The sequence below is a fragment of the Leptospira noguchii serovar Panama str. CZ214 genome (assembly GCF_000306255.2).
In the GTDB taxonomy this organism is placed as follows: Bacteria; Spirochaetota; Leptospiria; order Leptospirales; family Leptospiraceae; genus Leptospira; species Leptospira noguchii.
The window spans coordinates 131,523-158,065 of record NZ_AKWY02000010.1 but is presented as its reverse complement, the minus strand read 5'-3'; the positions used below and the strand labels follow the sequence as shown (position 1 = coordinate 158,065).

Here is a 26,543-nt window from a genome sequence, read left to right as displayed (position 1 = left end):
ACTACCACTTGAAAAAATAGACGTAACGCTTGTCTCAAAACTTAAAAACTACGAAAATTTACTGTTAGTACGTATAAAAATAATACTAAAAGTTCCAAATCGATTTTACCAAAGATATGAAAGTTTTGGAAAAATTGCATTTAACTCCAATTTATAGACTTTTTGAAAGAGATCTAACGTGTTAAGTTTTGAAATAAGTACAGCATAAGTATTATTTTTATGCGTCAGAGTAATAATAAAAACTGTAACGTTTTCAAACATCCAGTGGAAACTCCAGTATTATATTAGAAATTTCTAAAGAATTATTATTACTACCTCAAATTTTTATCGCAAAATCTTATTACAAAAAAATATTGATTATTTTATTTGATAACTCTAAACAATATATTTTTATAAGTTTTTGTAGGAATAGAATCTTAATAAAATCAAAGATAAAGGAGTTGTTTAAAAATGAATCTATTTCATGGAAATAGTCAATTGAAATGGTTTTGTTAATCTGAATTATGAAACTTTTCAATAACTCTTATTTTAAAAATCGGATTTTACATAAAATTACCGTTTAACAATCATTATCAAATGAAAAATTCATTTTACACAAGTTCCATTAACGAAAGGCCGAATCCTTTCATTTAAAACAAACTAAAAACGTCCATTCTCACTTTACAATCCAGTATAAAAAATTAGAATGAAAACCTTCGAAGTTTTAAACAAATCCAAAAAATCTATAACAAAAAGTTTCTATTTTATAAAAAAAGTAAAAGAATCCAAAAGTAACCTCACAAACGGAAGACTTTTTTAAAAATAAAATAAACCAAAATTTTTCTTTAACCTCGACAAAAGAACTATGGAAAAACATTCTAATATTAAAATATTCTATGAAAGTAAATCTTTTTTATTTGCAGAAAAACCTCCTGGCATTCCAGTTCATGCAACCAAAGATTCGAAACGAGAGAATTTTACTGACCAACTTCAAAAACAACTTTCTTTAGAATATCTTAGAACTGTAAATAGATTGGATTTGGATACAAGTGGTCTCGTATTTTTTTGTAAAAATCCGGATAAAAACGAAGAAGCCAACCAGATTCTAAAAAATTCATTAAAGATTTATATTTGTGTAACTTCTGGACAAATTACAGAAAAACATTTTACGGAAACCTGTTATATCAAAGACGGAAACAAAAAAGTTCGTAAAGTTTTTTCAGGTGGAGATAAAGCGATCACGGAATTTTTGACTCTGAAACAGAACTCCAAAGAAAATTATTCTGTTTTACTCGCAAAACTACATACTGGCAGAAGACATCAAATTCGATTTCATTTAAGCGAAAAAGGATATCCTATCTTAGGAGATTGTGTTTATGGAAAAAACAACGAACCAAATGTAAAAGAATTAAAATTCGTTTCACCAGTTCAGACAAAAAACAAAATTTTAAAAAAAAACTCAAACGAGTTTCATATAAAAAATTCACCCGTAAAACGTACACTATTACACGCAATTGGTTTTGCATTTCAAACAGAAGAAGGTAAAGAAGAAAAAATTTTTTGTCCTCCTCCAGCCGATTTTCAAGAATTTTTAGAAGACGTCATTTTAGATCTTTCTATTTTTTCTAAATTCTCTCTAAAATAACGTAAATTCGATGTAAAAAATCTATATCTACGATTAATAAAACGTTTTTATCAATTCGTTTTAATGAAAAAAAGAAAACTAATTTTCCAACAACTCTATAAACTATTTCAAAAATATTTTAGAATAACTACAATCAGCATTTTAGGTAAAGATAAAGTATTTTTGAAATGGTTTTTAATGAGAAAAAATATATACTAAAATTATTGAAAAATTCCATAGTTCAGATTAACAAAACTACTTCAATCGATCGTTTCCATAAAACAGAAACAGACGGAGAATTTATTTTTAAACAATTCTAATTTATAAATAGTATATTTTAATTTACTTATAAATTTTCTTTCATCTTACTTTTACCAACTTTTAAAAAAAAATGAATTATGGATCCCTTACATTAAATTTAGGTTATTTTACTGAAAACTTCATCTTAATTTTTTTGATTTTGAAAATCGATCCCACTTTTCTTTTCTTTGAGAAATAACTATCACAGGATTTCCTTTAGGAAGAGTATCTAAAATTTTTAGAAGATTTTCTAATTTACCACGAAACTGAAATTCGGAATTCAGTGTTAAATCCAAACAGAAAAAAATTTCTCTATCATCCTTTATCTTTTTAAAAACCCAATCCAAGTCGCGAAGCACCGCTTTATATCGGTACGGAGTCTCGTAAAAAACAATCGTATGTCCAGGTTTTAAATAATAGATCAGTTCTTTTTTTCGCTCGGCAGAATCTCTGGAAAAAAAACCACAAAAAGTAAACGGAGAAATTTTAAAACCGGAAATACTCAAGGCAGCTCCAAACGCAATTGGACCTGGCGCACTACGTACATTTCCGCCTCTTCTCAAAACCTCTTGTATAAGTTCCCTGCCGGGATCTTCAATTCCAGGAGTTCCTGCATCAGAAACCAAAACGGTTAATCCCGCATTGATCACCGCTTCTCCAAGACTTCTAATCTCTTCAGGAGTTGTATGTTCATTACAGAGAAAAAACTGTTTAGAGATTGAAATCGATTTGAGTAATTTAGAAGTAATCCCAGGTTCTTCCCCTATAAGTATATCAGAATGTTCTAATAAATCTTTAGCCCTTGTAGTCAGATCACCAGGATTCCCCAAAGAAACAGAAACTAAAACGAGGGTTTTTTGAAATTCGATTTTCATACTTTATAACTCTTTTAAATTTCGAATTTTATTGTAATTCAATTCCATTGATAACTATGTAGCGAACAATTCCGTACTCGAACGAGTTTTTGCGATAAAAATTCGTAACACTCTGTTATATAGTTTTGAGTAAGACAAAATATTTTTAAAATTGTTTTTATCCATTAGAGTTGTTGAAAAATTAACTTTCTTTCGTTTCTTTTTTATTAAACAGAAATACAACTTCTCTAATACTAATCTCTATAAAAATAAATACCGTTAATTCTATCACAAAACGCTGATTCTATGTAAAATATTAGGTACTTTATAATATAGTTTTGAGTAATAGGTAAAAAACTCTTCAATAACTCCATTATATTCAATTCTAAAGAGGTTACCGAAAATATAAAAACTAGTTTCAAGATCACATTGGATCACTTAAAAGTTGATACTACTTTTCCAGAAATATGTTTTTAACTTCCACTTTACGCCTACTATACATATAAGAAATCTATATAAAATAAATGTTTAATTTGATGATAACCACATAACAAGATTTTATGGGAAAGTGATTGGACGATTCTTATTTTTAGATTTGATAGAATAATTCTATAACTAAAATTTTTACGTTCTATCTAAGTTTGTAAATTCAAAATTAAAAGAATCATACAAACACTTGATCCAATACTTTCCAATTTTCAACCGGTTGAATTTTTACGGACAAAGGAGGTATTACACCTTTCCCCCTATCTAAAAAAATTCCCGCTTGGGTTGCCGAATTTAGTAAATCGAAATCATTGATAGAATCTCCAAAAACAAGATCTGCATAACCGCCCATCGCTATTTTTAATCTTTCTACTTTTCCAATTCCATACGTGAAAGGTTCTAAAATTTCAGGAGAGTGAACTTCGTTTTTAACGGACAACTGCATTCCCAAAACCATTTCACTCGGAATTCCAAAAAGATGAGAAACAGATTGTATGATTTCTTCTGGAGAAGCTGTCACGATCCAAATTTTCCATTTGTTTTCAATTAGATGATCTAAGAGTTCTTTCATCGGTTGGTAAATTTTAACGGAATGTCTACCTGAATCGATAGCGTGTTGGTTCCAGACCTTCTTAGAAATTTCTTTCAATTCTCTGGGAGAATGACCAGAAAATATCCAAGAACTCCACCGATAAGACGCTTCCAGTCCAAATTGAGATTGAATAGTCTCGTATTGAGAAAGAACAATAGAACGAAATAAATCCGGATTTTGAAATCTATAAGAAAGCGCTTTGCCCCCATTCTCTCCTAAAAGAATAGAAATGTCTTTTTTATAGGCCGGAACTCCTTCCAAAAGAAAGGACTCCATTACTGCTTCCCCAAAGTCGTTTTTTACAAGAGTATTATCAAAATCGAATGCAGCCGTGCCTGGCCGCAACTGCATTAGAATATCATAATGTTCAGGATCCCAAAAATCCCGCGTGAGAGTCACTTATTCTTCAATTGTCTCCCGAGCAATCGCAACACGAGCCTCGGAAGAAGATTGAAAGACCGGAAGATAATGTTCCGGGTTTAATACTACGTTCTGATAACGAACTTCAAAATGTAAGTGAGGTCCAGTAGTATGGCCCGTATTTCCGGAAAGTGCAATGATCTGTCCCTTTTTTACTTTATCCCCTTCTTTTACATAAAGAACAGAATTATGCGCGTAGAGTGTATTGATTCCGTTGATTCCAGGATGAGAAAGTAGAATTTTATTTCCATAACCGCCATCTTTTTTTGATTCTAAAACCGTTCCATCCGCAGCGGCAATGACAATAGACCCTGTTGGGCAGGCTATATCAACTCCGGAATGCATTGCGTTCCACCTTCTTCCCAATCGAGAAGTTACAAACGAATGTTTGAAACTGATCGGCCAAATAAATTCTCTCTGATCAGATCTAAATATTTCACGTCCCTTATCTTCTAATAAAAGACTTCTAATAAAGTTTTCGTTGTAGGGAAAAAATACAGGTTCAGTGAGTGGAATCCTTGTATTATCCGGAATTCCATTGATCCTTTTGATTTCGTGTTCGGTCGTTCCAAAATTATGAATCAAATCCCCTATCGATTCTTTAACTCGATTGGGAACGATCCAAATCCCTTCTTGACCTCTGTAGGTCTGAAGGTATTGATTATCTAATTTAATTTCTTCGAGATTTGTATTGGCAAAGGATTTAATGCTGAAGAGCAACCCTATTACAAGGAATCCCGCCAGTATGTAACCGGTTTTTTTTTTCATTTTGTTTCTTCCAAAATATGTCGCCAAAGAAAACCCGAGGAGACCCGAGACCTAAATGGAACTTCGGCAACGGAAAACAACTTCTGAAGTCAGTCTTCTAATTTTAGAATTCCATTCAAGGATTTTTCCTCATAGTTTTTGATATAAAAATCAAAGATATTTGATAATTTAAAAGGAAAATCTTTCATTTTTACTTAAAAATATACTTTATTACTCTTTTTTAAAGAATTTTTACTTTTTTCGTTTTATTGAGAATTTATTCTTATTTAAGAATGAACGTAGATTTTCAAACGAACACAGTTCAATAAAAATTTTATCCGTAAAATCTAAAATTTGTAAGAGTTCCCACATTTTTAGATTTTATCTGTAAAATCTCTAATTCGTAAGAGTTCCCACATTTTTAGATTTTATCTGTAAAATCTCTAATTCGTAAGAGTTCCCACATTTTTAGATTTTATCTGTAAAATCTCTAATTCGTAAGAGTTCCCACATTTTTAGATTTTATCTGTAAAATCTCTAATTCGTAAGAGTTCCCACATTTTTAGATTTTATCTGTAAAATCTCTAATTCGTAAGAGTTCCCACATTTTTAGATTTTAATATACAAATAATTAGTAATTTAAAAAACTTAAATCGTTGGTCATTTTAAAAATCTAAATCAAATATCCATGAGAAAAACAAATCTTAAAAAAATCTAAGCTACAACAAAAGATTTCAGCGCTACAGGCCAAAAAACGTGTCTTAAAATTTGGAAAATATCTTTTATAAGAGCCCATAAAAAATGAACAAAATACCAACACAAGATTTACAAAGAACCATTTTGAAATTTTCTCAAATAAAAATGTTAATTCCAAAAAACTAAAGTAAAGTTTTATAAAAAGAATTTGTTTTTAAACAATCCCAAAATTGCAATCAAAGTCATAAACGTATATGAAACATCACCTAATATTCAAAGAAGGAAACTCCAATAAATTTTGGCAGATAGAAGTTTCCGGAAATTCTTTCACCGTAATCTATGGAAAAACTGGTTTTTCAGGTCAAACACAGACTAAAAACTTCGATGATAAGGAAACCTGTCTTAGAGAAGCAAAAAAATTACTCTCTGAAAAATTAAAAAAAGGTTATATAGATGAGAACGAATTTGTAAAAGCTACTACACCAGAACCTGTTCTAAAAAATCATATAGAAAAATGGAACGAAATTATAAAGTCCAAAGACTTACAAAAAGAGTTAATTAAATATTTTGAATATTTAATGGATACAGACGGATACAAACAAATCTTAACTTCTCTATTTAGTCAAGTCGAAGACGCAAAAATAAAAAACGATACACTTACGATTCTTTTTAAAAAAGGTTTCCAATTGATAGCCGGACCACCAGGAGATAAAAATAAATATACCAAGTGGCCTCAAACATTCCAAGAAAAAATGGTTCATCATTCTACTCTATCCTTTATAGACGAAAATCATAACGGTGTATTTTTACAAGAGGTGGATTTAGATCCTGTATATGATCTTGAATTAGACGAAACTGAGTTGAACGAGTATCAGCTAAAATCAATAAAAATACCAATGAGCGATTATTCAAATTTCTGGATATACCATCCGAAAGAAAAAAATCCCTCAAATGAACCTTCTCTTATTTTTTACGATCACGGCGGAATTCTTGATCTTACCCCTAACTTTAACATAGGCGCTGCATTTTTAAAAAGATGCGCTGAATTATTAGATCTTCGTTTAGAACCGGAACCTGCAAAAAAAATCCAAACCAATCAGCTCAATATAAAAAAGATAGGAACACTTACTTTACCGGAAAATATTGAAATTCGATATATTCGATCATTCATCTTTCCTAAACAAAAAATATTAGTTGCAAAAATAGATTCCCCTAATATCAATTCAGACCTATTAGTATATTATGATATAACTAACCCTTCGTTGCCTATTTTACTTAAATCGGAAAAATCTAATTCATTTCACAAAGTTCGAATCCAAGAAAATACTTTAGAAATCTTTCATGATCATTCGGTCCGTTTTATCAAATTGGAAAATAACGAATTTCAACAATTAAAAAAAATAGACGGACCAATGCATGGTGCAAGAATTTATAAGAATAAGATTTATTTTTCAAATTCTGTTACACAATGGCGGGGATTGCACGTTTATGATATAGAGACGGACTCGGTTGTAAAGTTAGATGATGCTATGGATAAATACAAATCTCACGTCGAGGCTGGGGATATTTGTATTTGGGAGGATCTTCTATGGCTGATCGGGCAGGATGAGGTAATTTTGTATCAATTGCAAAACTCGTCCGTTCAACGTTTAGTTTTAAAACCTCATAATACAATTATAGAACCCGAAGTAATTTCTATGTTAGACAAAAATAGAATTGCAGTCGTCGATAAAAACGACGATCCAGATTCAGGCTTCGGTCTCTATTTGATTACTTATGCAGATAAAAAAATAAACACTATGGCAAGACTTTTCCCAAAAAAAGGAGTTGTTGCATGGAAATTTTTTGAAAATCAATTTTACCTCATACTATTATCTAAACGCAAAAATAAAAACTACTACAGCTTTTCTATTTGGCAACCAGACACAAATCAAATTACAGAATATGAACTCCCTGAACTAACTTGCGAAAAACACTTCTCTCAGGGAATATGCGACTTTCTGATAGAAAAAGAAATGATTTATCTTTATAAAAATAACGGAGAAATTTTTACAATAACCGGATTCTAAACGAAAGATAAATTTACAGTAGAATTGTTGAAAAATTAATTCTCCATCAGTTTCTGTTTCATGGAAATGATAGATTAAAGCAGTTTTATTGATCGGGAACTATCGAATTTTTCAACAACCCTACTGTATTCCAGTATTTTATCAAAAGATCAATCTGTATCGCTTCTATTTATTACTATAATTTATCTCAAAAATACTTTATCTTTGCTTAAATGCTGATTCGATTATTCTAAGATATTTTTGAGATGACTTCCAATAACTACAAACTACAATATTTTGTGTTCAAAAAGGTTTTTTACGATAAAAATTAGCGGTATTTTTTTATCCTTTCGTTCTGAGTAAATACTCAACAAATTCTTATATCTTTCTTAAAGACTTCAGTTACGGGCAAAAAAACGAACTCTCGTTTAGATATAGAATTTTAATATATACTGTTTTTCTAATCAATTAAAAACTAAAGTTCTCAAAGACTTTTTAGGATCTCGCGAATAATTTCTCCGGGATCGTTCGATGAGAAATTTTTTAGGATCTTATCTACCTCTTTAGAGGCTGTCTTTTCTTCAAATCCTAATTGAACTAAACCAAGAATTACAGTTTCTCTCTTTTTGGAAAATGCAATTTCTTCCGGAGATTGAGAAAGAGAAGTTAAAGTTACGGAAGACTCTTTCGAAGAACCAGATAAAAATAATTCTAGTTTTTTGAGATTTTGTTTTACTTCGAAAAAAATTTTTTCCGAAGTTTTACCTTTCACCTTTGGAATTTTTTCCAGTTCTTTTGCTTCTCCAGATTGAACGATTCGATACAACTCTTCCGCAGAAAAAAAGGATAAAATTTTGAGTGCGGTCAATTCTCCAATTCCTTGAAGACCTTTCATTACCTTGAAAAACTCTTTGTCTTGTTCCGTTAAAAAACCAAATAGTTTTTGTCCTCTTTCATTAATCGCGTGAAAAATTTGCAATTGAATTTCCTTTTGCAAAGGAAGATTTTTTAATTCCAAATAGGTTTTAAAAGAAATCGTCACTTCATAAGTGATTCCCCCAGTTTCTATATGTGCAAATCCTACTTCTAATTTTTTAAGAGTTCCTTTTAAACCTGAAATCATAAATCCACTTGGAGTTTTTTATTTTTATAGTAAAGATAAATTTTTAATCTACGAACATTCAACTAAAACAAACATCTTAGCGATAAGATAAAATGACAAACTACAGATATTCTACCGTTCCATTCAATCATGTAAATTCAGTGTAAAAAAATTTATGCGAATCCGACGTTGCTGGACCGCGCTTTCACTTTCAACTCCAATCAACAAATCAGGGGGTTGCTTAAAAACAAAATCTTTTTCTAAATTCAATTTGTTATAGAACGCAATCTACAGAACGACCCGTCAGGAGTGAGACGCTGAGTTACTTCGAACGCTCATAGAAACGAAACGCTGAAATTTGAAAGAGTGTTCTGCTGAGTTCCCCGCGTTAATCGATGCTCTGTCACAATCTTTATGAGTATTTGATTTCATAGGGATCGGTTCTAAACACAAAAAAGAAATACACAGTAAAAATTCAACCAACTTAAAACATACCTTCATTTTTGAAATAAAAGTATATTTAAATATTCTAAATTGAATAATAATTACGTCTGTAATACAATAGAGGTCGTAGTTCATCATCCGATCCTGCAGAAATCACTTTTCCGATTACAATAGAATGATCCCCACCGTCTACAAACCGATCCACTTCGCATTCAATGTAAGAAAGAATTCCTGGTAAAATAGGAACTTTTAAATCGCCGGTTTTACAACCAAGTTCCTCAATGAAAGAATGTTTATCAGTTTTACCTGATGCAAACTGATTGGAAATAGTATCTTGCCCTTGAGCTAAAATGTTCACTACAAATTTTCCAGAATCACGAATAGGATCGTGACTCGTTATATTCTTTTGAAGACAAAATAAAACCAAAGGAGGATCTAAAGAAAGAGAACTAAAACTACTAACGGTAAGACCGCTGTGTTTTCCAAAATAAGAATATGTGATAACGGTTACACCTGATGGAAAATGGGAAAGTGCGTTTTTAAAAACTTCGTCTGTAATTTTCATAAGGTCTACCTTAAAATAGAAAGGCCCTCTGTCAATCGATCGAAATAAGAAAAGAAAGATAGGGAAATCATAAAACTACAACTTTTTGACTGGCCATTTTTTTTCAATTATCCCAATAAATAGATTGGATTTTGCGATTCGAACCTATCGTTTTTAAAGTCCTATCAAAGAAGAAAAATCTATAATCAAAGAGAGTATTAGAGTTGTTGAAAAATTCCATAGTGTTGATTAACAAAATTGCTTCAATCGATCGTTTCCATAGAATAGAAACAAATGGAGAATTCATTTTTAAACAACCTTATTGTATCTTTGATTTGAATGAGTATAGTAATTTTTCTAAATATTCATTTGTGTAAATAAATCTTTATAATTTGCCTTACCCTTTCAGAAACTTATGCTCTAGAATATTATAATATAAATACATTATGAAAATTAATTCTATGTCAATTTTACTGCTCTTATTATTTGTAATGAATTTAGAAGCAGGAAATTAAAAAGGAAATAAAAAATTGAACAAAAAAGGAAGTAATTGCACTGATGGAAACAAAAAATAATTTTAAAAGAGTTAAATTAAACAAAAATAAATTTTCAATAACTCTATTATAAAGTTTTAGAATAGAAATCTATAATTTTTTCTACAGAACTCAACACAACCTTTCGCAATTCCTCTGGTTCCCATAAAACGACACAATCCCCTAAACCTAAGATATGATGTAACGCCCATTCCTTGGTTTCAAGATCTGCTTTTACCTCAACCCAATCCTTATCTATTTTTGAATATTCTAATATTCTTGCGGATAATATATTCTTAAAAAAAGAGAATTTTGAAACGCGAATTTTAAAATGCACCGGATAAGTTGGAATTTTAGATAAAAAATTCAGTGTATTATCTTTCCAGTATCTCTCTAAATCAAACTTCTTTGGTCTTTCAAATGAATCCCGTAACTTGGCTTCTATAATCCTTGAAACTCGGAAAGTCCTGAATTCTTTTTCATATTTCGCTACCAAATACCAAATTTTTCCTTTAGCTACAAGTCCCAAAGGAGAAACGATTCTCTTTTTAGATTCTTCATCCGTTTTATATCGCAATTCGATTTTCTTTTCCTGCCAGACTGCTTCTTGTATGAGAGATAAAAAAGGGAATTCCTCTTCTGAACAACTCCAACCAGCACCATCTACATATATTCTTTGTCGAACCATCTCCGCTTCTTTTTGATAAGCAGGAGGAAGCGAAGCCATAAATTTCATAAGTGCCGAATCTAAATCCTTTCTTCGTCCAAGATCGGATGCAATTCGAGTAGAACTCGTGAGAATCATAGAAAAGATCTCTTCCTTTTTCATTCCGGTAAGATTGGTTCTATATCCTTCCGATAATTCCCAACCTCCTTTGGATCCTCGCTCCGCAAATACTGGTATTCCAGAAGCGCTCAAGGCTTCCATGTCTCTGTGAATCGTTCTTTCAGAGACTTCTAGTTTTTTTGCCAGATCCTTAGACGAGATCCTGCCCTTTGCTTGCAGTTGTAAAAGTATGGAAAGAAGTCTATCGGCACGCATGTTTCCAGTTTACTGTTCAATATAAGACAAGTATTGTCATATATAATTTTTAATTTCAATACAAATCTTTTTTGATTATGATAAAACTGATTTTCGTTTTATTTAAATTTAGAAAATAAATGACATCTCTTGTCAATTTCTTAGATTAAAATTTTGTTATGAATCAAAAATATATAATTATGAATTGTGTTCCAATATAGCGGCTCGTAAGCTGCTTTTAAATTTTACTATGTGATTTACAAGGAATATTATGAAACAACATTTAGTTCGTATCTTTAGTTATGGTTTTTTAGTCTGGTTAATTCCTTTTGCTGTTGCAATTCCGTTTCATTCCAGAGACGGAAAATTACTGACCGATTTATTTTTATTCAAAACCGTGATGATTCTTGTAGGAAATTTCACAGGTTGCGTTTTGTTAGCCTCTCTTATTTTGAAAATTTCAGGGAAAAAATTTAGGATTCTCTTCGCCACAGGATTCATCTGGCTTGCAATCAATTGGAGCCTGGACTTTTTAATTTTACTTCCTATGTCTAAAATGAACGTGGAGAATTATTTTATCCAAATAGGACTTCGTTACCTCACTATGATTTTTATTTCTTTTACGGTGGGTTGGGTTATGGATCGATCAACTAACAATTAAAAGACGATCTTTCTAAAACCAGACATTTCGTTTTAAGCGCTCTTAAAATCGCGGACTTAAAAGTTTTTTTGATTTTTGGAGAACCTCTAAAAAAGATTCTACCTGATAACATTTTGGATATTAGAGTTGTTGAAAAATTCTATAGTTCAGTTTAAAAAAATTGCTTCAATTGACCGTTCCCATCAAAAATAAACTGATGGAGAATTAATTTTTCAACAACTCTTTTCCATTGTGCTATGTTTCAGCAAAAATTCATTTCCGAATAACGATAATAACACGACTCAAAATCTGTAATTATTTAAAAAAATGTAATTTATATAAACTACTACGTTTTGTTACAATGCGACAATAGACTCATTTTTTTAAGTTTTTGAGACAGAAGAATTCTGCATTCAAAAAATTCACACATGAAACGAAACACGGTATCAATTTAATATTTAGAATTTTATGAAATTTAAATATTATTATTTAGGATAAAAAACATTTTGAGATTGCAAGATTGTAAGTAAAAACAGTTTGCGGATGAATCGATTTTCCAGATGAGATCAAATCTTCTATCGTATTTCTGGCTTTACACAAAACTCCTTGATATAAATTTTTTTTAGCTTCTTCTTTCCAATTTTTGTAATGTGGATTTTGTTCTGCGTATTCTGAACCTAAAAAATCGGCTGCGTATAATATTAGATCCAAAGGCCCGGGAGTTTCTGCTCCTAAAGTATGGTTTTTTACTGCGGATAATATTTTTTCGTTTTGTAAATTATATTGCGATTTGAGATAAATCGCCGCCGAATATGCATGCCATGCGGCAGAAGGAAGTTGTTCCAATTCTTTCTGATTCGATTCCATGAACAACGTTCTATGAAATTCAGGAGTCTTTTGTTTTGTTATATCGTGTACAATCCCAGCTAAATAAGCAAACCCTGCTTCTTCTTTACAATGAACGATCGCAAGTTCTTTTGCAATTTCTGCCACGCGTATGGAATGTTCCCAACGTGTTTTCGTAATTTCTGTGGGAACGATCTCTTTAAACTTTTGAATTTGAATTTCCAATTCTTGTAAAGTCATTGAATTCTAACTTTTGAAATCGTGTTGGTATGTCCAGCGACTTACTGAATATAAAAACGATGGTAATGTTTCGTAACTCTACTGGATTGTCTTAAAAACTTAAATTTTCAATTTTTTAATTATCCAAAAGTCTATAAATTGCTGTAAGAAACGTAATTTGTGGGAACTACTGCTAAAACTAGACCCGAATTTAGGCTCAGATAAATGATACTAAAAATTAATAAGTGCCTTTGTGAAGATGTAAAGGTTCTTACAAATTACATCGAATCTGGAATGAACGGCTTTTTTTGTGGTAGTTCCCACAAATTACAGTTTAAAACTAGATCAAACTAACATGCGTCCGAGTAGTAATGTGAATTCAACATAAGTAATTTTTAATTTTGGAAAATTTATCTTTCTTCAAAAATGTGGGAGCTACTACAGCTATTTTTACGGACCAACTCAAGTAAAATTCCAAAGTTTTTGAAAGTTTCATTGTGAAATTTTAATTTGTAATAGTTCCCGCATTTCCAAAATCCAACTGTAAAACATAGATTTATGAAAGATTCCACAAATTACGTCTCTTTTTGCTTTTACACGACTGTGCCATCAATTTGAAGAAGGCTCACTTTTTTGAAATTTAAAATTGTACTTTCATAAAAAACTCTGCAGTAGTTCCCACACTTTCAAAAAATTCTATCTACCTATATTAACTTTACATGCAAAAAAGGGAATTTTACTTTTTTGCATGTATTTTTTTAAGGGAACTCCTCTAAAATAAATTTTTAATTTCTATGATACTCGTAAAACGGCAATGTCACACAAAAATTTGATTGGACAATGATTCTTTTTGCATTTTATAGAGGTTACTTTAAATTAAACTCAGGTTTTAAAAAAATATTCTAAAATTATAATAAGCTTATGTTTTTTTTAGTTTTGGCTCTCAATTTTTTTTTTAAGATATGTGATTTTTTGATTCAAATTGAATCCGTTTTACTCTTTGCGAGAACCGTAATGAGTATGGGCGTTTTATTACTCAACTCTGATCATGAAATTAGTTCTACACTTCAAAAAGATCCTTCCGAGACTGTGACTCTTTTGATTCCAGAAGATACTTGGCTTCTTTTTCCTGAAAAAGACGTTAAGTTGCTTACTAAAAAAATTCCTGTACTTTTGAAAATTTATGGGAAATATCTTTCTTCGTCGGAACGTCTCGGCAACAAGGCGGGCAGAACTTTATATCAACCTAGTCCAGGTAAATTAAAAATGAAACGAATCAATGTTCGTGTTCCTTCCGGAAGTTGGACTCTTTTGGGAACGTTGGCTCAGGCTCATGGTGTGTCTAGGTGTTATCTTTTTAATTATCTTTTGAAATTGGAAGCTCTTGGGGTCGGGAATTCTATCTTGAATACGGTTCGGGCGGGAGTTCCCACATTTCACTGGTCTTACAGTTATATCCTGCACTTAGACCTGCCAAACAACCGAGTAACTCGAAAACTATACTGTGAACCAGAATCCTATTTTCACGTTTTAGACTTGGAATGGTTTTCTACGTAAAATTACTGTTTGGCTCTTCGAGAGTTAAGGTCAGCGAGCAAATTCAAAAGAGCACAACATAATAATTGCGTTCGCCTTGTTACTTACAGAAACGAAAAGATCGTCCCAAAGCGATAGGCCTTTAAATTTTTGGTTTCCTAGGATTTTATGAATATTTTGGAACAAACGTTAAATTATAAAAAAAGAATATTCAAAAAATATACTTTATTAAATAATTCAATTGGCTCCCGGAAAAATAGAACGGAGATCGTTCAAAGAACGAATCCCTTTGATTTGTATCTCTAAGTTTTGATCCAATTCGCTTAAATTTCCTTCGGGCAAAATTACTTTCTTCATACCAACTCCAGCCAATTCCTTAACCCTAAGATTAGCCTGACCAATACTACGTACTTCTCCCGAAAGCCCAACTTCACCCAGAACACAAGTCCCTTTGGGAAGAGGTTGATCCAGATAACTAGATATAATCGAGGCACAAATCGCAAGATCCAAAGCTGGTTCATCCGCACTCAAACCTCCCGCAAGATTACTAAATAAATCACATTCCCCTAATTTAATTTTAATATACTTTTCAATCACAGCGGCAAGTAAGATCACACGACGAGTATCCGGGCCTTCCGCCATTCTCCTTGCCTGAGCAAAACCAGTTTTACTGACCAAAGCCTGCACTTCCACAGTAAGCGCCCTGCTACCTTCTAGCACCGCACTGATCACAGAACCGCTTCTTTCTTCTGCACCAGCACTTACAAAAACACGGTTTCGATCCCCTACCTCTCTTAAACCGCCAGAAAACATTTCAAAAATCGCAAGATCACCAACTGCACCAAAACGATTTTTCACCGCTCTAAGCAAACGATAATAATTAAGTCTATCTCCTTCAAAGTAAAGAACCGTATCTACAAGATGTTCTAAAACTTTAGGTCCGGCGATCGTCCCTTCCTTGGTAATATGTCCGGTCATTAAAATTGGAATTCCAGATCGTTTTGCAGTCTCCAATAAAACTTGAGTACATTCTCTGAGTTGTGTTACAGTCCCAGCTTGGTTTGGAAGAGCCTCTCTTGCAATCGTCTGAATCGAATCTACAAAAACCACGGCGGGCCTTTCTCCTTCAATCATCGAAGAAATATTTTCAGCAACCGTTTCAGATGTAACAAAAAGATTAGAAGCGCGTATCTTCATTCTTTCGGCGCGCATCCTAATTTGAGAAGGTGATTCTTCTCCAGAAATATAAAGAACGTTTTTATTTGACTGTGTCAGATAACGTGAAACTTCCAAAATTAAAGTGGACTTACCAACACCAGGTTCTCCACCGATCAAAGTCAGAGAACCTGGAACCAGTCCTCCCCCTAAAACGAGATCCAGCTCTTTTAAACCGGTGTTCATCCTTTTGAGAGATTCTTCTTCTACTCTGTCTAAAGGAATTGGTTCCTTATAAGATTTATTTTTTTGAGAACTTACATTCAAAGAAGAGAAACGTTCACCACCGATCTCTTCCACAATTGAATTCCAACTCCCGCAGGATTCACATTTCCCCGCCCAACGAGTATAATCCTGACCACAAGATTGACAGATAAAGGTTCGAATAAGTTTCTTTTTCAATGTTCAAAAAGAGTCGGCATTTCAAGCCAATCGATCTGATTAAAAACCGGAAGACAACGAAAAGCTTCTCTTGCCAAAGAATCCCTACCTTCTCTTACTAAAATTTCAGTAAGTTTTTGTTCTAGAGAAATCAGATACTTAACGTCTCCACTAGCATACTCTACCTGATCTTTAGTAAGAATTTTTTTTCCCCAATCGGAAGACTGATTTTTTTTATCAATGACCTCGTCGTAAAATTCTTTGATAAGATCTTTTAGACCGTGTTTGTCCGTATAAGTACGAGCGAGTTTACTAGCAATCTTTGTACAAAATACATTCTGCAAATTGATTCCCAAACGATAACGTAGAAAAAGAGAATCCATTCTCGCAAAATGAAAAATTTTTACGATCTCAGGATTTTCAAATAAAGACTTAAGTAATGGGGCTTCTTTTTGATCTGGAAGAATTTGAACCAAACTTACGTTATTCGAAGAATCACAAATCTGTACTACACAAAGTCTGTCTCTTCTAGGATTGAGTCCCATCATTTCACAATCGACTGCTAAACGATCGTCCAATTTATATTCTTCAAATCTTTGTTCCGAAAGATCTCCAAGAAAAAGCTCTGGTTTTATAGTTGAAGGTTTTAGAGGCATAATTTCATAATAATCCGTGCCACGCGGTTTTCGGGAATCAAAAATACGAAGTGGAAATTCTCTTATTATAGAAAAGTTTCCATTCGGAAAAAAGAAAAAGATGAGCGATAGAGATTATGAGAGCCATTTTAAACTACAAAGTCTATGAGAATTCCTTTACATCCATTTTTGAAATATCAAGTAAAGAAACCAAAACCTACAGCGATTGTCGAAATTTTTCACTTTCTCTTGGGCATAAAAAAACAGGAAAGAATGAAACTTTCAAACCTCATCTAGAATGGATCGGAGAGCAAAGACCCAAGGCTGGAACAGAATTACTTACCCTGGAAATTGAACTTCCATCACACCAACTGAGCGAACCTAAAATTTTTCAACACGGTTATCAATCCTGGAGCCTTTCCGGAGTTTATCCACTTTCGGAAGTAGACGAATCTCCAAAGCTGGATTTTCTAAGATATTGTCAGGAGAATTTTTACACACATCATTCCGGTGCAAATGGAGATTGGCACAGCGAAGGAATGGTCCTTCTGATTTCTTCTTCAAAAGAACCAAATTACTTTGCAGGTGCAATCGGCCCGGGAGAACAAGGAGTAAAATTCAGAGTCATCTCTACTTCCAGAAAAGAAGAACTGGAAAATTCTAAAAAGAAACCTGAAATTTCCAACTCAGGAATTTCTTTGATCTATGACTTTTATCATTACGAGGATTTTAGAGGAAATAAAATTTCTCTGACTCCAATAGGAATTTCGCGTTTTACGATCGAACCAGAATCACACTTAAAAAAGTATTTTAGTGAATTAGGAAAAGCTCATAAAGTAAAAATTTCCACCACTCCAGTTCCCACCGGATGGTGTTCTTGGTATCAATACTATACTAAAATATCCGAAAAAATCATTCTGAAAAATCTTTCACTCGTAAAAGAAAAAAAACTTCCGATCCAATTCTTTCAGATAGACGACGGTTATCAAAAAGAAATAGGAGACTGGTTGACTACAAATGATAAATTTCCTGGCGGAATGAGACTGTTAGCCGAAGAAATTCGAAGAGAAAAATTGACTCCTGGAATTTGGCTCGCTCCTTTTTTAGTTCGAAAAAAATCCGAATTTTTCCAAAAATATCCAGAAGCAGTTTTAAAAGACAGAGACGGAAAACCTACTCCCGCACTCTGGAACCCTCTTTGGGGAATGGATCATACGTATTGTATAGACGTAACTCATCCTACTTCTAAAGATTTTTTAGAAAACGTGTTTAAAACAATCGTAAAAGAATTTAATTATTCTTATCTCAAACTAGATTTTCTCTACGCAGCCTTACTTCCTGGCTGGACTTACGACCGTGGAGTTTCACCTCACAAGCGTTATACGGATACGATCAAGTTCATCCGCAAGGTAGTAGGAAAAGAAATATTCCTACTTGGATGTGGAGCCCCTATCTATCCTTCGATCGGACTTTTTGACGCGATGCGAATCAGTTGCGACGTAGCTCCTTTTTGGGGAAGAGAAAAAGTGAGAATTCTATCTAAAGACAAACACGCCATTTGTACGGAAAGAGCTTTGATCAACGATATTAACCGTTCTTCGATGCATAGAAATTTATGGATCAATGATCCGGATTGTCTTTTAGTTCGAGAAAGTAAAAATAAAATGACCGCCTCACAAACCCAATTGATGGCGAGCGTAATGGCGGTAAGCGGAGGAATACTTTTTATCAGCGACGATCTTTCTCTGATCGGAGAAGAAAGACTCAGCTTTTTAAAAAGAACTTTGGAATTAGGAACCAAATGTAAAAATAAAACTCCGATTCCGGTAGGAATCAGTTCCGGGCTTTTTCCATCTGCGCTTTACAATCCGGCCGGTTTTTTAGGAATTTGGAATCCTAGCGAAATAGAAAATACAATCGAAATAAAAACTCCTTTCGTTTCCAAACTCAAACAATTTACAGATTATTGGACCGGGCAAGTTCCAGAATCTTTGGAATATTCCGGAAAAACGGGGATTTTAAAACTAAAACTCCCAGCTTATGGATCCGTGGTATTACAAACCGGAAAAGTTGTTTGACTGAAGGCCAAGCTATAAAATAAGATTCCAACCGAAAATAAGGAGACTTCGTTTGATGAAACGTATTCAAAAACTACTGATCGCTTTTATATTCGGGCTGACCATCATTTCTATCAATGACTGTATTATTTCTGACTCCGTTTCCAAGGCAGTCGATTCTCTCAGTAAATCCTCCGATTCTTTGGAAAGTCTTTCTAAATCAATCAAATCACTTTCCACGTCGGTAAGCTCTATCTTTTCATCTTCTTCAGACGATGACGAAAAAAAAGAAAAAGCGTATCTCAAAGATGTTAGAGATTTGACAGCAATTCACGTAGAAAACGGATTTCAAGAAATTGAATTTAAAAATGATCTTACGACTTTGGCTCTTCACAACGGACTCACAAACTGGAAGTCGTTGCGCGTAACGTATGTAGGAATTGGAAGTGGGCTTAAAAAAGCGGGAGTAAAGGAAGACAGATTTCAAACCTTTCTTTCCGAAATCAAAACTTCCAATCCAGAAATTGTAGAATCCATCCGAAAAGGATTTCATCAATTCTAAATTTTTTTTCCATTCTGTTTTGGATAGCCCTGTTCTTTGCGACGGGGCTTTACTCAACTCCTACAACCGCAGATTTTATTTATGTAGATTCGAACATAGGGCAATCCAGTGGAGGACATACCGGAATTCGAATCGGAAACAAAGTATATCACTATCAATTCTTTCCAGACGATATTTTTCATCTGGTTCGAGAATCCTACGACGATTTTGCTTTTGATTATAATATCATCTCTAATAGAACCAGCGTTCTAACTAGACTCAAACTAACCCAACAACAAATATCCGTATTAGAATCCGGACTCAATCGTCTTTATCTGGTCCAATTTAGACACCTGCAAAATCTGGAAATGTTAAAAAAGGAAACCAAGTTCTTAGAAGAATTAAATTCTCCCGAAAAAAAAATAGGACTGAGAGCCACCGCCTACTTTACTTCCAAAAACAAATCAGTTCTTTCTAAAGATTTAAAATCAAAACTTATGACCGCGTTAGGCGAGAATTTTCTAAAAGACTTAGAACAAAACTTGAAGGACGAAATGCTCTCGCCTAATAACTTACTTGTAAAAATGGAGTTTTCTAGTTTTCCCGAAAAAATGCACAAGTATGTTTTTCCGTTTTTCAAACCGGGGTCTTATTTAAAAATAAGAGATATACTCGAAGGAATTTTATTTTGTCAAATTTTAAGGGAAGAATGGGCCTTAAACCAAGAATTCAAAATATTGAATATACAAGAATCATTAACTACAAAAGAAAAAGAACTTTTAGAAAACTTCGGTCAAAAACAAGCAGAAGGATTGATACAAATCTTATCCGACCAAGATCCTGGTTGGGCTTATAGCGCACTTGTAACTTTAGCCAGGTTACACACAATCGAAGAAAGTATTCGAATAGGATCTCCCGTTTTTTTATCTAGTTTTCCGGACAATTCTACTATCGTTTATAAAGAAGATTCACAAGACGAACAAGCGCTTCGCCATCTTTCCAAAGAAACATGGGCAATCGTTTCACTCGCTCGAAAAAAAATTTCCACCTTAAACGAACTTACAGAAAAAGAATATCAAATCTGGGAAGATTCGTCCAACAGAGCCTTTGAATTCCAAGAAGGGATTCAAACTTCAATTCCGGTACGAGTGACCTCTGAGAAATTGCTTCCTCAAAGGGAAAACAAATTTCTAATTCCTATGTATTTGCCAGAAAACTCAACACTTCAAGAATATCTAATATTCGCAAAACAAAGGGAAAAAGAATACCATACACATTTAAAAAAACTTTATCCTTTTCGGATACTATTTGAAAACTGCACGACCGAAATTTTAAAAAGCGCCCAGAATTCTTTCGACCAAAAAGAAATTCCTTTTCCTGGAAAAAAGATAAATTTTAATTTTTCGCTCTCCTTTATTCCTTTTTACGCCTCTTATTCCGTTTCCAACAACTGGAACAATGAAGGAGAAAAAATTTTACTTTCATATAGAAGAAAAAAATTGGCCAAACTACTTGAACAAAATCCGAATTTAAAAACTCGTATTTTAGAATCGTTTACATTTTCTTCTTCTATTTATAAACCAAATCGAGAAGATCATTTCTTTCCATTATTTACAGACGACGTATTTTGGGGTAGACCCTTGTATGGAACCGTAAACTTAACGGCTGGGTTTGGCGCGAGTTTGATAGGAATTTTCACATCGCCCTTTGACAGAGGAGAAAAACTTCAAAAAGGATTCCAATCCTTATTCTTCAGTCTTCCAGAATTAACTTTTTTTAATATTCGAAAAGGAACATTTCCTTCCGTTTCCATAAAAGAAATCCCAGAAGAACTTTTTCAGTTTCAAGACGAGGATTAAAGACAAGATTTCAACAAAACTTTGTTTAAAATATCAATTACAATCATTCTTGATCTGCTTCCCACAACTGATCTTCAACGTTCGCTTTCTCTTGAGCTTTTTTTAGAAACACACTGTCGGAACTTGCTCCGAGAATCCTTTGAGTAGCAGAAACGTTTTCAAACATCCAAATCATTCTATTTTGAGATTCAGGCATACTTGTTTGAGATTTAAGCCTTGTAATGGCTTCTAAAAAAATTTCCAGGACAATCGGATCTTTGATCGCTTTCATTTTTTCTTCTAAAACGGGTAATGCATCCTTATAATCAAGATCCGCGAAAAGGGCGGCGATGTAACCTAACTGATCGTAAAATTTACAATCTTTTAGAAATTTAAGCGCCTCAGAACCGTTTTTTTCTAAAATTTCAAATACGGCATCTAAATATTTACGGTATAGATCGTTTATAAAGGAGTTATAATCTTCCCAATTCGGATTGTATTTTTTAGAAATCTTATGATGATACAAATCGCCATAATCATAGGCTTTAATTTTTTTGAGAACGATCATCGGATCTTTGTTCCGTTTTTTTTCCAATTCCCCGATTTCAAAAAGAATTTCGTCTTTAAAACTTTCCATTGATCAACTTTCGTAAACTACTTTTAAGCGAAATAAAAATCATACCAGACATTCGGTATTTTCAATCAAGTATCAAATCAAACAATGAATTTATTTATTATATTTCCTTCATATTCAATTTAAAATTGGCAGAATCTATTGACCCAAAAACGAGCAACTATCAATTCTTTTTCAATGAATTTCTAAAAGAATATAAGAAGAGTCGTCTCTATATTCCTTAGAAGGAATCGAAGTACGAACAAAATCATCCAAAGCTTTTTTCATAGGTTTGATAGGATTCTCTTCTGACTTATGGATACGATCTAACTCTGAAATCAAAGGATGGTTAAGATTATTTATAATCCCGTCTGAAAAAAGAAAAATTACGTCATTATCTTCCAAAAAAACTTCATGACTCGGAAAATCTAAGTCTTCTAAAATTCCCAACAACTGGCCCGATTTTTCTTTTAAAAAAGAAAATCCATCCTTATGAAAATGTACAGGAAACGGATGTCCCCCTCTCGCATATACCAACTTCTTATCATTAGGAAAAAGAAGTACACAAGCAGCGGTCATACTATGAGTTCCGATATTCAGACAAAGTTCTTGATTCATTCTGTGAAGAATGTCGCTCGGATTATTAGAATTTTTGAATTCTTCTCTAGCAATCGTAGTCATCAAAAGAGCAATGAGTCCAGAAGTAACTCCGTGATCTTCCACGTCTCCTAAAAGTACAAGAGCCGATTTTTCTTTTTTTAGGATCACATTAAAATCTCCGCTTACAAAGGAAACCGGAGTAATATCCGCTTCCACTTTATACGGACTTAAATCCGGAATAGAAAAAATTTTTCCTTGAACCCTGGAAGCGAGACGAAGGTCTCTCATGATCACTTCTTCTCGTATATCTTTTTCTTTTAGAATAACATAATAATCGTATGCTTTTTGAATTGCAATTTGAACCGTTTGAATTGAAAAAGGTTTTAGTAAAAAATCGCTCGCCTTATGTGTCAAAGAAGTGACCACATTATTGATGTCCCTTTCGCCGGTCATCATAATCACTTGGGTTTTAGATTCCAAATTTTTAAAATAGGGAAGAATTTCAAGACCACTCGTACCGGGCATGTGAATATCCAGAAAAACAATCGGGTTCAATTCTTTTTCGAAGTATTGTTTTCCTTGTTCCACAGAATCGAAAAATACACTTTGATAACCTAACTTATTTAGGATAAGCTCTAAAGTTTCTCCGACATCTCTGTCGTCGTCTAAAATGATGATTTCTGGTTTTAGGGAAAATTCGATCATATTATATTTTCCTGATATACCTTGTTTCGGAAACGATCCTTTTTACTTTTTTATCATATTCTTCGTCAAAAAGAGTCGCTTCCATATAAGAATTGACACAGGAAACCATTTCTCCGTATTTCCAAACGTAAATATTTCCAGTGGAAGCCTCATAAATTTTCTCTTTGTGAATTTGATCGCTCAGTTCCCTCAAATTGGTTCTGCTAAAAGATTGGAGAATCGCTCTAAACCTTCCCTCTTTTTCGGGGTCCACAAATTGAAAAGACTTATGAAATAAAACCGCGTCGTGAAAGTATTCTGGAATATTAAAAGCTCCGTATGCTCCCAATTTGGCTGCAAGAATTTTAATAAACAAAGTGATTTCATTCATCAGAGAAAGTCCAGGATACTCTTGTCCCTGATAGAGTTTCTTTTTGGCTTTCATATTTTTCATTTTTAAATTCTGAGTCAGGAGCCAGTCAATATAAACGAGCTTATAGGAATGATCCAGCTTTTTAAACTGAAAGTCGGAAAATTTTAAACGCATATGGACCAAAATTCCGCCAGAAGGATCTTTGATATAAATTCGATTGTCCATATCAGAAATTCCATCCAAAGAAATTTCGTAATCTTGATAACCTCTCACTTTCAAAATCCGAAAAATACCCGCGCTTTCGAGTATCTCTTTTACTTCTTCTTGAGAAAAACGATTAAAAAGTCTATTTTCGATTCCTAGAGAAGTATGAAATTCCCTGGAAATGTCGATCATTCCCAACTCTTGGCCATCCCAAAAACCTGGGTTTCCTTTTTTCTTGTCGGAATCGGAAAAGATACCCATGCTCAGTTGGCCGCAAATATTTTAATCGTGTTATAATGGATCGTTACCGTATCGTAAAAATCTTTTGCATATCCTCCGGCGGGAAGAATAACAACCCGAGTGTCGTTCAACGAACATGCAAAGTCTTTTACTATCTGATCCCTTTTTCTCAAACCCTGAAATGTAAGTTTTAAATCACCTAGAGAATCTCCTTCAAACGGATCTGCCCCCGCGATATAAAAAATCAAGTCCGGTTTAAAATTAGATTCAATTTTACGTAAAGATTTTTCTAAAAGTTCAAGATATTCTTTATCGTCTGTTCCTTCTTTTAAAGGAACATCTAGATCAGACTTTTCTTTCTTTGGATATAAATCCTCCTGATGCATGGAAAACGTAAATACATTCGGGTCATCTTGAAATACAAATGAATTTCCATTTCCTTGATGAAGATCCAAATCGATAAAAAGAATTTTTTTACCTGGATGTTCTTTCTGATACAACTTACTCGCAATCGCCGCATCATTCAGATAACAGAATCCTTCCGCACGATCGGGCATACTATGATGGAAACCGCCGCCTATATGATAAATAAACTTATATTTCTGGGTCAGTTCCATAGAGAGAATGGTACCTCCCACTGCTAAAACAAAACTATGAACGATTTGTTTTGTAAGAGGAAGTTCGGAATACTGAGTTTTTTCTGTGATTTTAAGAGAGAAAAAATCATCTAAGAATTCTTGAGTATGAACTAAAGATAAATCTTTAGTTTTAGCTATATCCGGTTTATAGATATAAAGATTGGAAAGTTTAGAATCCCGTTTTACAAGATCATAAACCATTTGGTATTTCCTTGCGGGAAATACATGAGGCCCCAGATCTAAATTATAATCCGGGTGATAAACCAAACCGATACGTTCTAAGTGCTTCTCCAAGAAGAGGACGCCTATTTTTGGTTATTCTATTTTCCGGTTTCCGTTCGTAAAGAGGAAATATTCGCTGGAAGAACGAGTATATTTATCTACAATTGCCTTGTATGAAAATTCTAAACGGGAAAAAAACCAAAATCGTCTGTACCATAGGCCCGGCTTCTTCTTCCGAAGAAACCATACTTTCCATTCTCAAAGCGGGAATGGATATAGCTCGGATGAATTTTTCACACGGCACGCATGATTCTCATAAAAGAGTCTATGACACGTTACGCAAGTGCGAACAAATTTTCGGATTTCCTTTAGGAATCATGGCAGATCTGCAAGGCCCTAAAATTCGAACTGGAAAATTAAAACTCAACTCCATTCTACTTCATAAGAATCAAGAAATTCAAATCGTTCCAGACTCTGATATTTTAGGCGACGAACATACAATCGGTTGTACATATCCAAATCTAATTAGAGATATACAAGAAGAAGACAAGATTCTAATCGACGACGGTAAGTTAACTTTAAAAGTGATTTCTAAAAAACCGGACTCCGCCATTTTAAAAGTGATCGTAGGTGGAATCTTATGGAGTAACAAAGGAATCAATCTTCCAGGAACTCCTATCTCCGCTCCTGCACTTTCAGAAAAAGACATAGAAGATCTTAAGTTTGCGCTTTCTTTAGGGGTAGATTACGCGGCTCTTAGTTTTGTTCGTACTGGGGCCGACTTAGAATTAGCAAGATCTTATTTGGAGGGCACATATACCGGACTCATCGCAAAGATAGAAAGACCAGAAGCAATCGGAAATATAGAAGAAATCATAGAAAGAGCAGACGGAATCATGATCGCAAGAGGAGATCTGGGAGTAGAAATTGATACTGAAAAAGTTCCCATTCTACAAAAAGAACTTATCTATAAACTCAATCAAGCGGGTAAACCGGTAATTACCGCGACTCAAATGTTAGAATCTATGATTGAAAATCCAAGACCGACTCGTGCAGAAGCAAGTGACGTAGCAAACGCGGTCATGGACGGAACAGACGCAGTTATGCTTTCGGCAGAATCGGCTAACGGTCATTATCCGGTTGAATCCGTTGAAATCATGTCTAAGATCATTCAAGAAACTGAAACCATCGATCATATCTATGAGGTTCACTGGAATATTAAAAAGACACTCTTAGAATCGGAAAGAACCGCACTGGGAAACGCCGCAAGAGAAATAGCCCACGGAATCCACGCAAAAGCGATCATCAATTTTACAAGAAGTGGTTATTCCGCATTGATTACCTCTGAAATGAGACCCAAAGTTCCAATCTACTCTTTTACTCCTTTTACGACCACCGCCAGAAAGATGAAACTCTATCGAGGTGTGGTTCCATTTGTAATGCCTTTCTTTACGAGATTAGAAGATATGATTGCTTACATGAATCAGAAACTCAAAGAGGACGAATTTCTTTTTCCAGGAGACAAGGTGGTAATTCTTTCCGGAGCACCAGGAACCACGGTCAGAAGTGTAGATTTTTTACAAATTTATAAAATACATTGAGAATTTGACATACAAACCTAAAAATGTGGGAACTCACACAAATTCTGAAATTGACTTTATAAGTCAGGCA

21 protein-coding genes are annotated in these 26,543 nt (G+C 33.6%); 8 read left to right on the top strand and 13 right to left on the bottom strand.

The features are described 5' to 3' along the window. Positions 1-844 precede the first annotated feature (844 nt). Positions 845-1,624 carry an RluA family pseudouridine synthase gene (locus tag LEP1GSC059_RS04615; RefSeq protein ID WP_020980366.1) on the top strand — a complete coding sequence of 260 codons (780 nt, stop codon included), beginning with the start codon at positions 845-847 and terminating at the stop codon, positions 1,622-1,624. 419 nt (positions 1,625-2,043) lie between these two features. On the opposite strand, the gene rsmI is transcribed toward LEP1GSC059_RS04615, so the two are convergent. From rsmI to LEP1GSC059_RS04600, 3 genes are all read right to left on the bottom strand, one after another. After that, positions 2,044-2,778: a 16S rRNA (cytidine(1402)-2'-O)-methyltransferase gene (rsmI, locus tag LEP1GSC059_RS04610; RefSeq protein WP_020980346.1), complete on the bottom strand. Its 735-nt coding sequence runs from the start codon at positions 2,776-2,778 to the stop codon at positions 2,044-2,046. A gap of 643 nt (positions 2,779-3,421) precedes the next feature. Next, positions 3,422-4,234, bottom strand: coding sequence for an HAD family hydrolase (locus LEP1GSC059_RS04605; protein WP_002178829.1), 813 nt, complete (start codon positions 4,232-4,234; stop codon positions 3,422-3,424). After that, positions 4,235-5,023: a M23 family metallopeptidase gene (locus LEP1GSC059_RS04600; protein ID WP_020980350.1), complete on the bottom strand. Its 789-nt coding sequence runs from the start codon at positions 5,021-5,023 to the stop codon at positions 4,235-4,237. It abuts the gene before it with no gap. A 929-nt stretch (positions 5,024-5,952) separates the two neighbouring features. Between LEP1GSC059_RS04600 and LEP1GSC059_RS04595 the strand changes: the two genes are divergently transcribed. After that, positions 5,953-7,767, top strand: coding sequence for a WGR domain-containing protein (locus LEP1GSC059_RS04595; RefSeq protein WP_020980331.1), 1,815 nt, complete (start codon positions 5,953-5,955; stop codon positions 7,765-7,767). 463 nt (positions 7,768-8,230) lie between these two features. On the opposite strand, the gene ruvA is transcribed toward LEP1GSC059_RS04595, so the two are convergent. The 3 genes from ruvA to LEP1GSC059_RS04575 form a co-directional block, all read right to left on the bottom strand. Continuing rightward, positions 8,231-8,869 carry a Holliday junction branch migration protein RuvA gene (gene ruvA, locus LEP1GSC059_RS04590; protein WP_002178730.1) on the bottom strand — a complete coding sequence of 213 codons (639 nt, stop codon included), beginning with the start codon at positions 8,867-8,869 and terminating at the stop codon, positions 8,231-8,233. A 508-nt stretch (positions 8,870-9,377) separates the two neighbouring features. Beyond that, complete coding sequence (locus LEP1GSC059_RS04585; protein WP_017214526.1) at positions 9,378-9,857, bottom strand: flavin reductase family protein; 480 nt, start codon at positions 9,855-9,857, stop codon at positions 9,378-9,380. Between the two features lie 600 nt (positions 9,858-10,457). Beyond that, positions 10,458-11,411, bottom strand: a complete 954-nt coding sequence (locus LEP1GSC059_RS04575) for a helix-turn-helix transcriptional regulator (RefSeq protein WP_017214524.1) — start codon at positions 11,409-11,411, stop codon at positions 10,458-10,460. 250 nt (positions 11,412-11,661) lie between these two features. Here LEP1GSC059_RS04575 and LEP1GSC059_RS04570 point away from each other — a divergent pair, with 250 nt between their 5' ends. Beyond that, a complete protein-coding gene (locus tag LEP1GSC059_RS04570; RefSeq protein ID WP_017214523.1) occupies positions 11,662-12,051 on the top strand; it encodes a hypothetical protein in 390 nt (129 codons plus the stop codon). Positions 12,052-12,519: 468 nt separating this feature from the next. Here LEP1GSC059_RS04570 and yqeK read toward each other — a convergent pair whose 3' ends face one another. Continuing rightward, complete coding sequence (yqeK, locus tag LEP1GSC059_RS04565; RefSeq protein WP_002179626.1) at positions 12,520-13,116, bottom strand: bis(5'-nucleosyl)-tetraphosphatase (symmetrical) YqeK; 597 nt, start codon at positions 13,114-13,116, stop codon at positions 12,520-12,522. A 999-nt stretch (positions 13,117-14,115) separates the two neighbouring features. On the opposite strand from yqeK, the gene LEP1GSC059_RS04560 reads away from it, so the two are divergent. After that, entirely contained in the window at positions 14,116-14,652 is a 537-nt protein-coding gene (locus tag LEP1GSC059_RS04560) for a DUF1564 domain-containing protein (protein ID WP_017214520.1), read from the top strand. A 216-nt stretch (positions 14,653-14,868) separates the two neighbouring features. Here the strand turns inward: LEP1GSC059_RS04560 and radA are convergent, their stop codons facing one another. Both radA and LEP1GSC059_RS04550 read right to left on the bottom strand, forming a co-directional pair. Then, entirely contained in the window at positions 14,869-16,248 is a 1,380-nt protein-coding gene (radA, locus tag LEP1GSC059_RS04555; RefSeq protein ID WP_017214519.1) for a DNA repair protein RadA, read from the bottom strand. Further along, positions 16,245-16,883, bottom strand: a complete 639-nt coding sequence (locus LEP1GSC059_RS04550) for a ribonuclease D (protein ID WP_017214518.1) — start codon at positions 16,881-16,883, stop codon at positions 16,245-16,247. The genes radA and LEP1GSC059_RS04550 overlap by 4 nt, the downstream gene beginning before the upstream one ends. 116 nt (positions 16,884-16,999) lie before the next feature. Here LEP1GSC059_RS04550 and LEP1GSC059_RS04545 point away from each other — a divergent pair, with 116 nt between their 5' ends. The 3 genes from LEP1GSC059_RS04545 to LEP1GSC059_RS04535 all read left to right on the top strand — a co-directional run bounded on the left by LEP1GSC059_RS04545 (position 17,000) and on the right by LEP1GSC059_RS04535 (position 21,319). Continuing rightward, the gene (locus LEP1GSC059_RS04545) at positions 17,000-18,940 is read left to right on the top strand and encodes a glycoside hydrolase family 36 protein (RefSeq protein WP_017214517.1); all 1,941 of its coding nucleotides are present in this window, start codon (positions 17,000-17,002) and stop codon (positions 18,938-18,940) included. A gap of 55 nt (positions 18,941-18,995) precedes the next feature. Further along, positions 18,996-19,481, top strand: coding sequence for a putative lipoprotein (locus LEP1GSC059_RS04540; RefSeq protein WP_002179636.1), 486 nt, complete (start codon positions 18,996-18,998; stop codon positions 19,479-19,481). A 182-nt stretch (positions 19,482-19,663) separates the two neighbouring features. Beyond that, complete coding sequence (locus tag LEP1GSC059_RS04535) at positions 19,664-21,319, top strand: hypothetical protein (RefSeq protein ID WP_235592089.1); 1,656 nt, start codon at positions 19,664-19,666, stop codon at positions 21,317-21,319. A 43-nt stretch (positions 21,320-21,362) separates the two neighbouring features. Here LEP1GSC059_RS04535 and LEP1GSC059_RS04530 read toward each other — a convergent pair whose 3' ends face one another. From LEP1GSC059_RS04530 to LEP1GSC059_RS04515, 4 genes are all read right to left on the bottom strand, one after another. Further along, positions 21,363-21,935, bottom strand: a complete 573-nt coding sequence (locus tag LEP1GSC059_RS04530) for a hypothetical protein (RefSeq protein WP_020980370.1) — start codon at positions 21,933-21,935, stop codon at positions 21,363-21,365. 171 nt (positions 21,936-22,106) lie between these two features. Continuing rightward, the gene (locus tag LEP1GSC059_RS04525; RefSeq protein ID WP_017214513.1) at positions 22,107-23,216 is read right to left on the bottom strand and encodes a SpoIIE family protein phosphatase; all 1,110 of its coding nucleotides are present in this window, start codon (positions 23,214-23,216) and stop codon (positions 22,107-22,109) included. Position 23,217: 1 nt separating this feature from the next. After that, the gene (locus LEP1GSC059_RS04520) at positions 23,218-24,033 is read right to left on the bottom strand and encodes a hypothetical protein (RefSeq protein WP_002179640.1); all 816 of its coding nucleotides are present in this window, start codon (positions 24,031-24,033) and stop codon (positions 23,218-23,220) included. Between the two features lie 2 nt (positions 24,034-24,035). Beyond that, positions 24,036-24,944 carry a histone deacetylase family protein gene (locus LEP1GSC059_RS04515; RefSeq protein ID WP_002179635.1) on the bottom strand — a complete coding sequence of 303 codons (909 nt, stop codon included), beginning with the start codon at positions 24,942-24,944 and terminating at the stop codon, positions 24,036-24,038. Positions 24,945-25,045: 101 nt separating this feature from the next. Between LEP1GSC059_RS04515 and pyk the strand changes: the two genes are divergently transcribed. After that, positions 25,046-26,473, top strand: coding sequence for a pyruvate kinase (pyk, locus tag LEP1GSC059_RS04510; protein WP_017214512.1), 1,428 nt, complete (start codon positions 25,046-25,048; stop codon positions 26,471-26,473). Positions 26,474-26,543 lie beyond the last annotated feature (70 nt).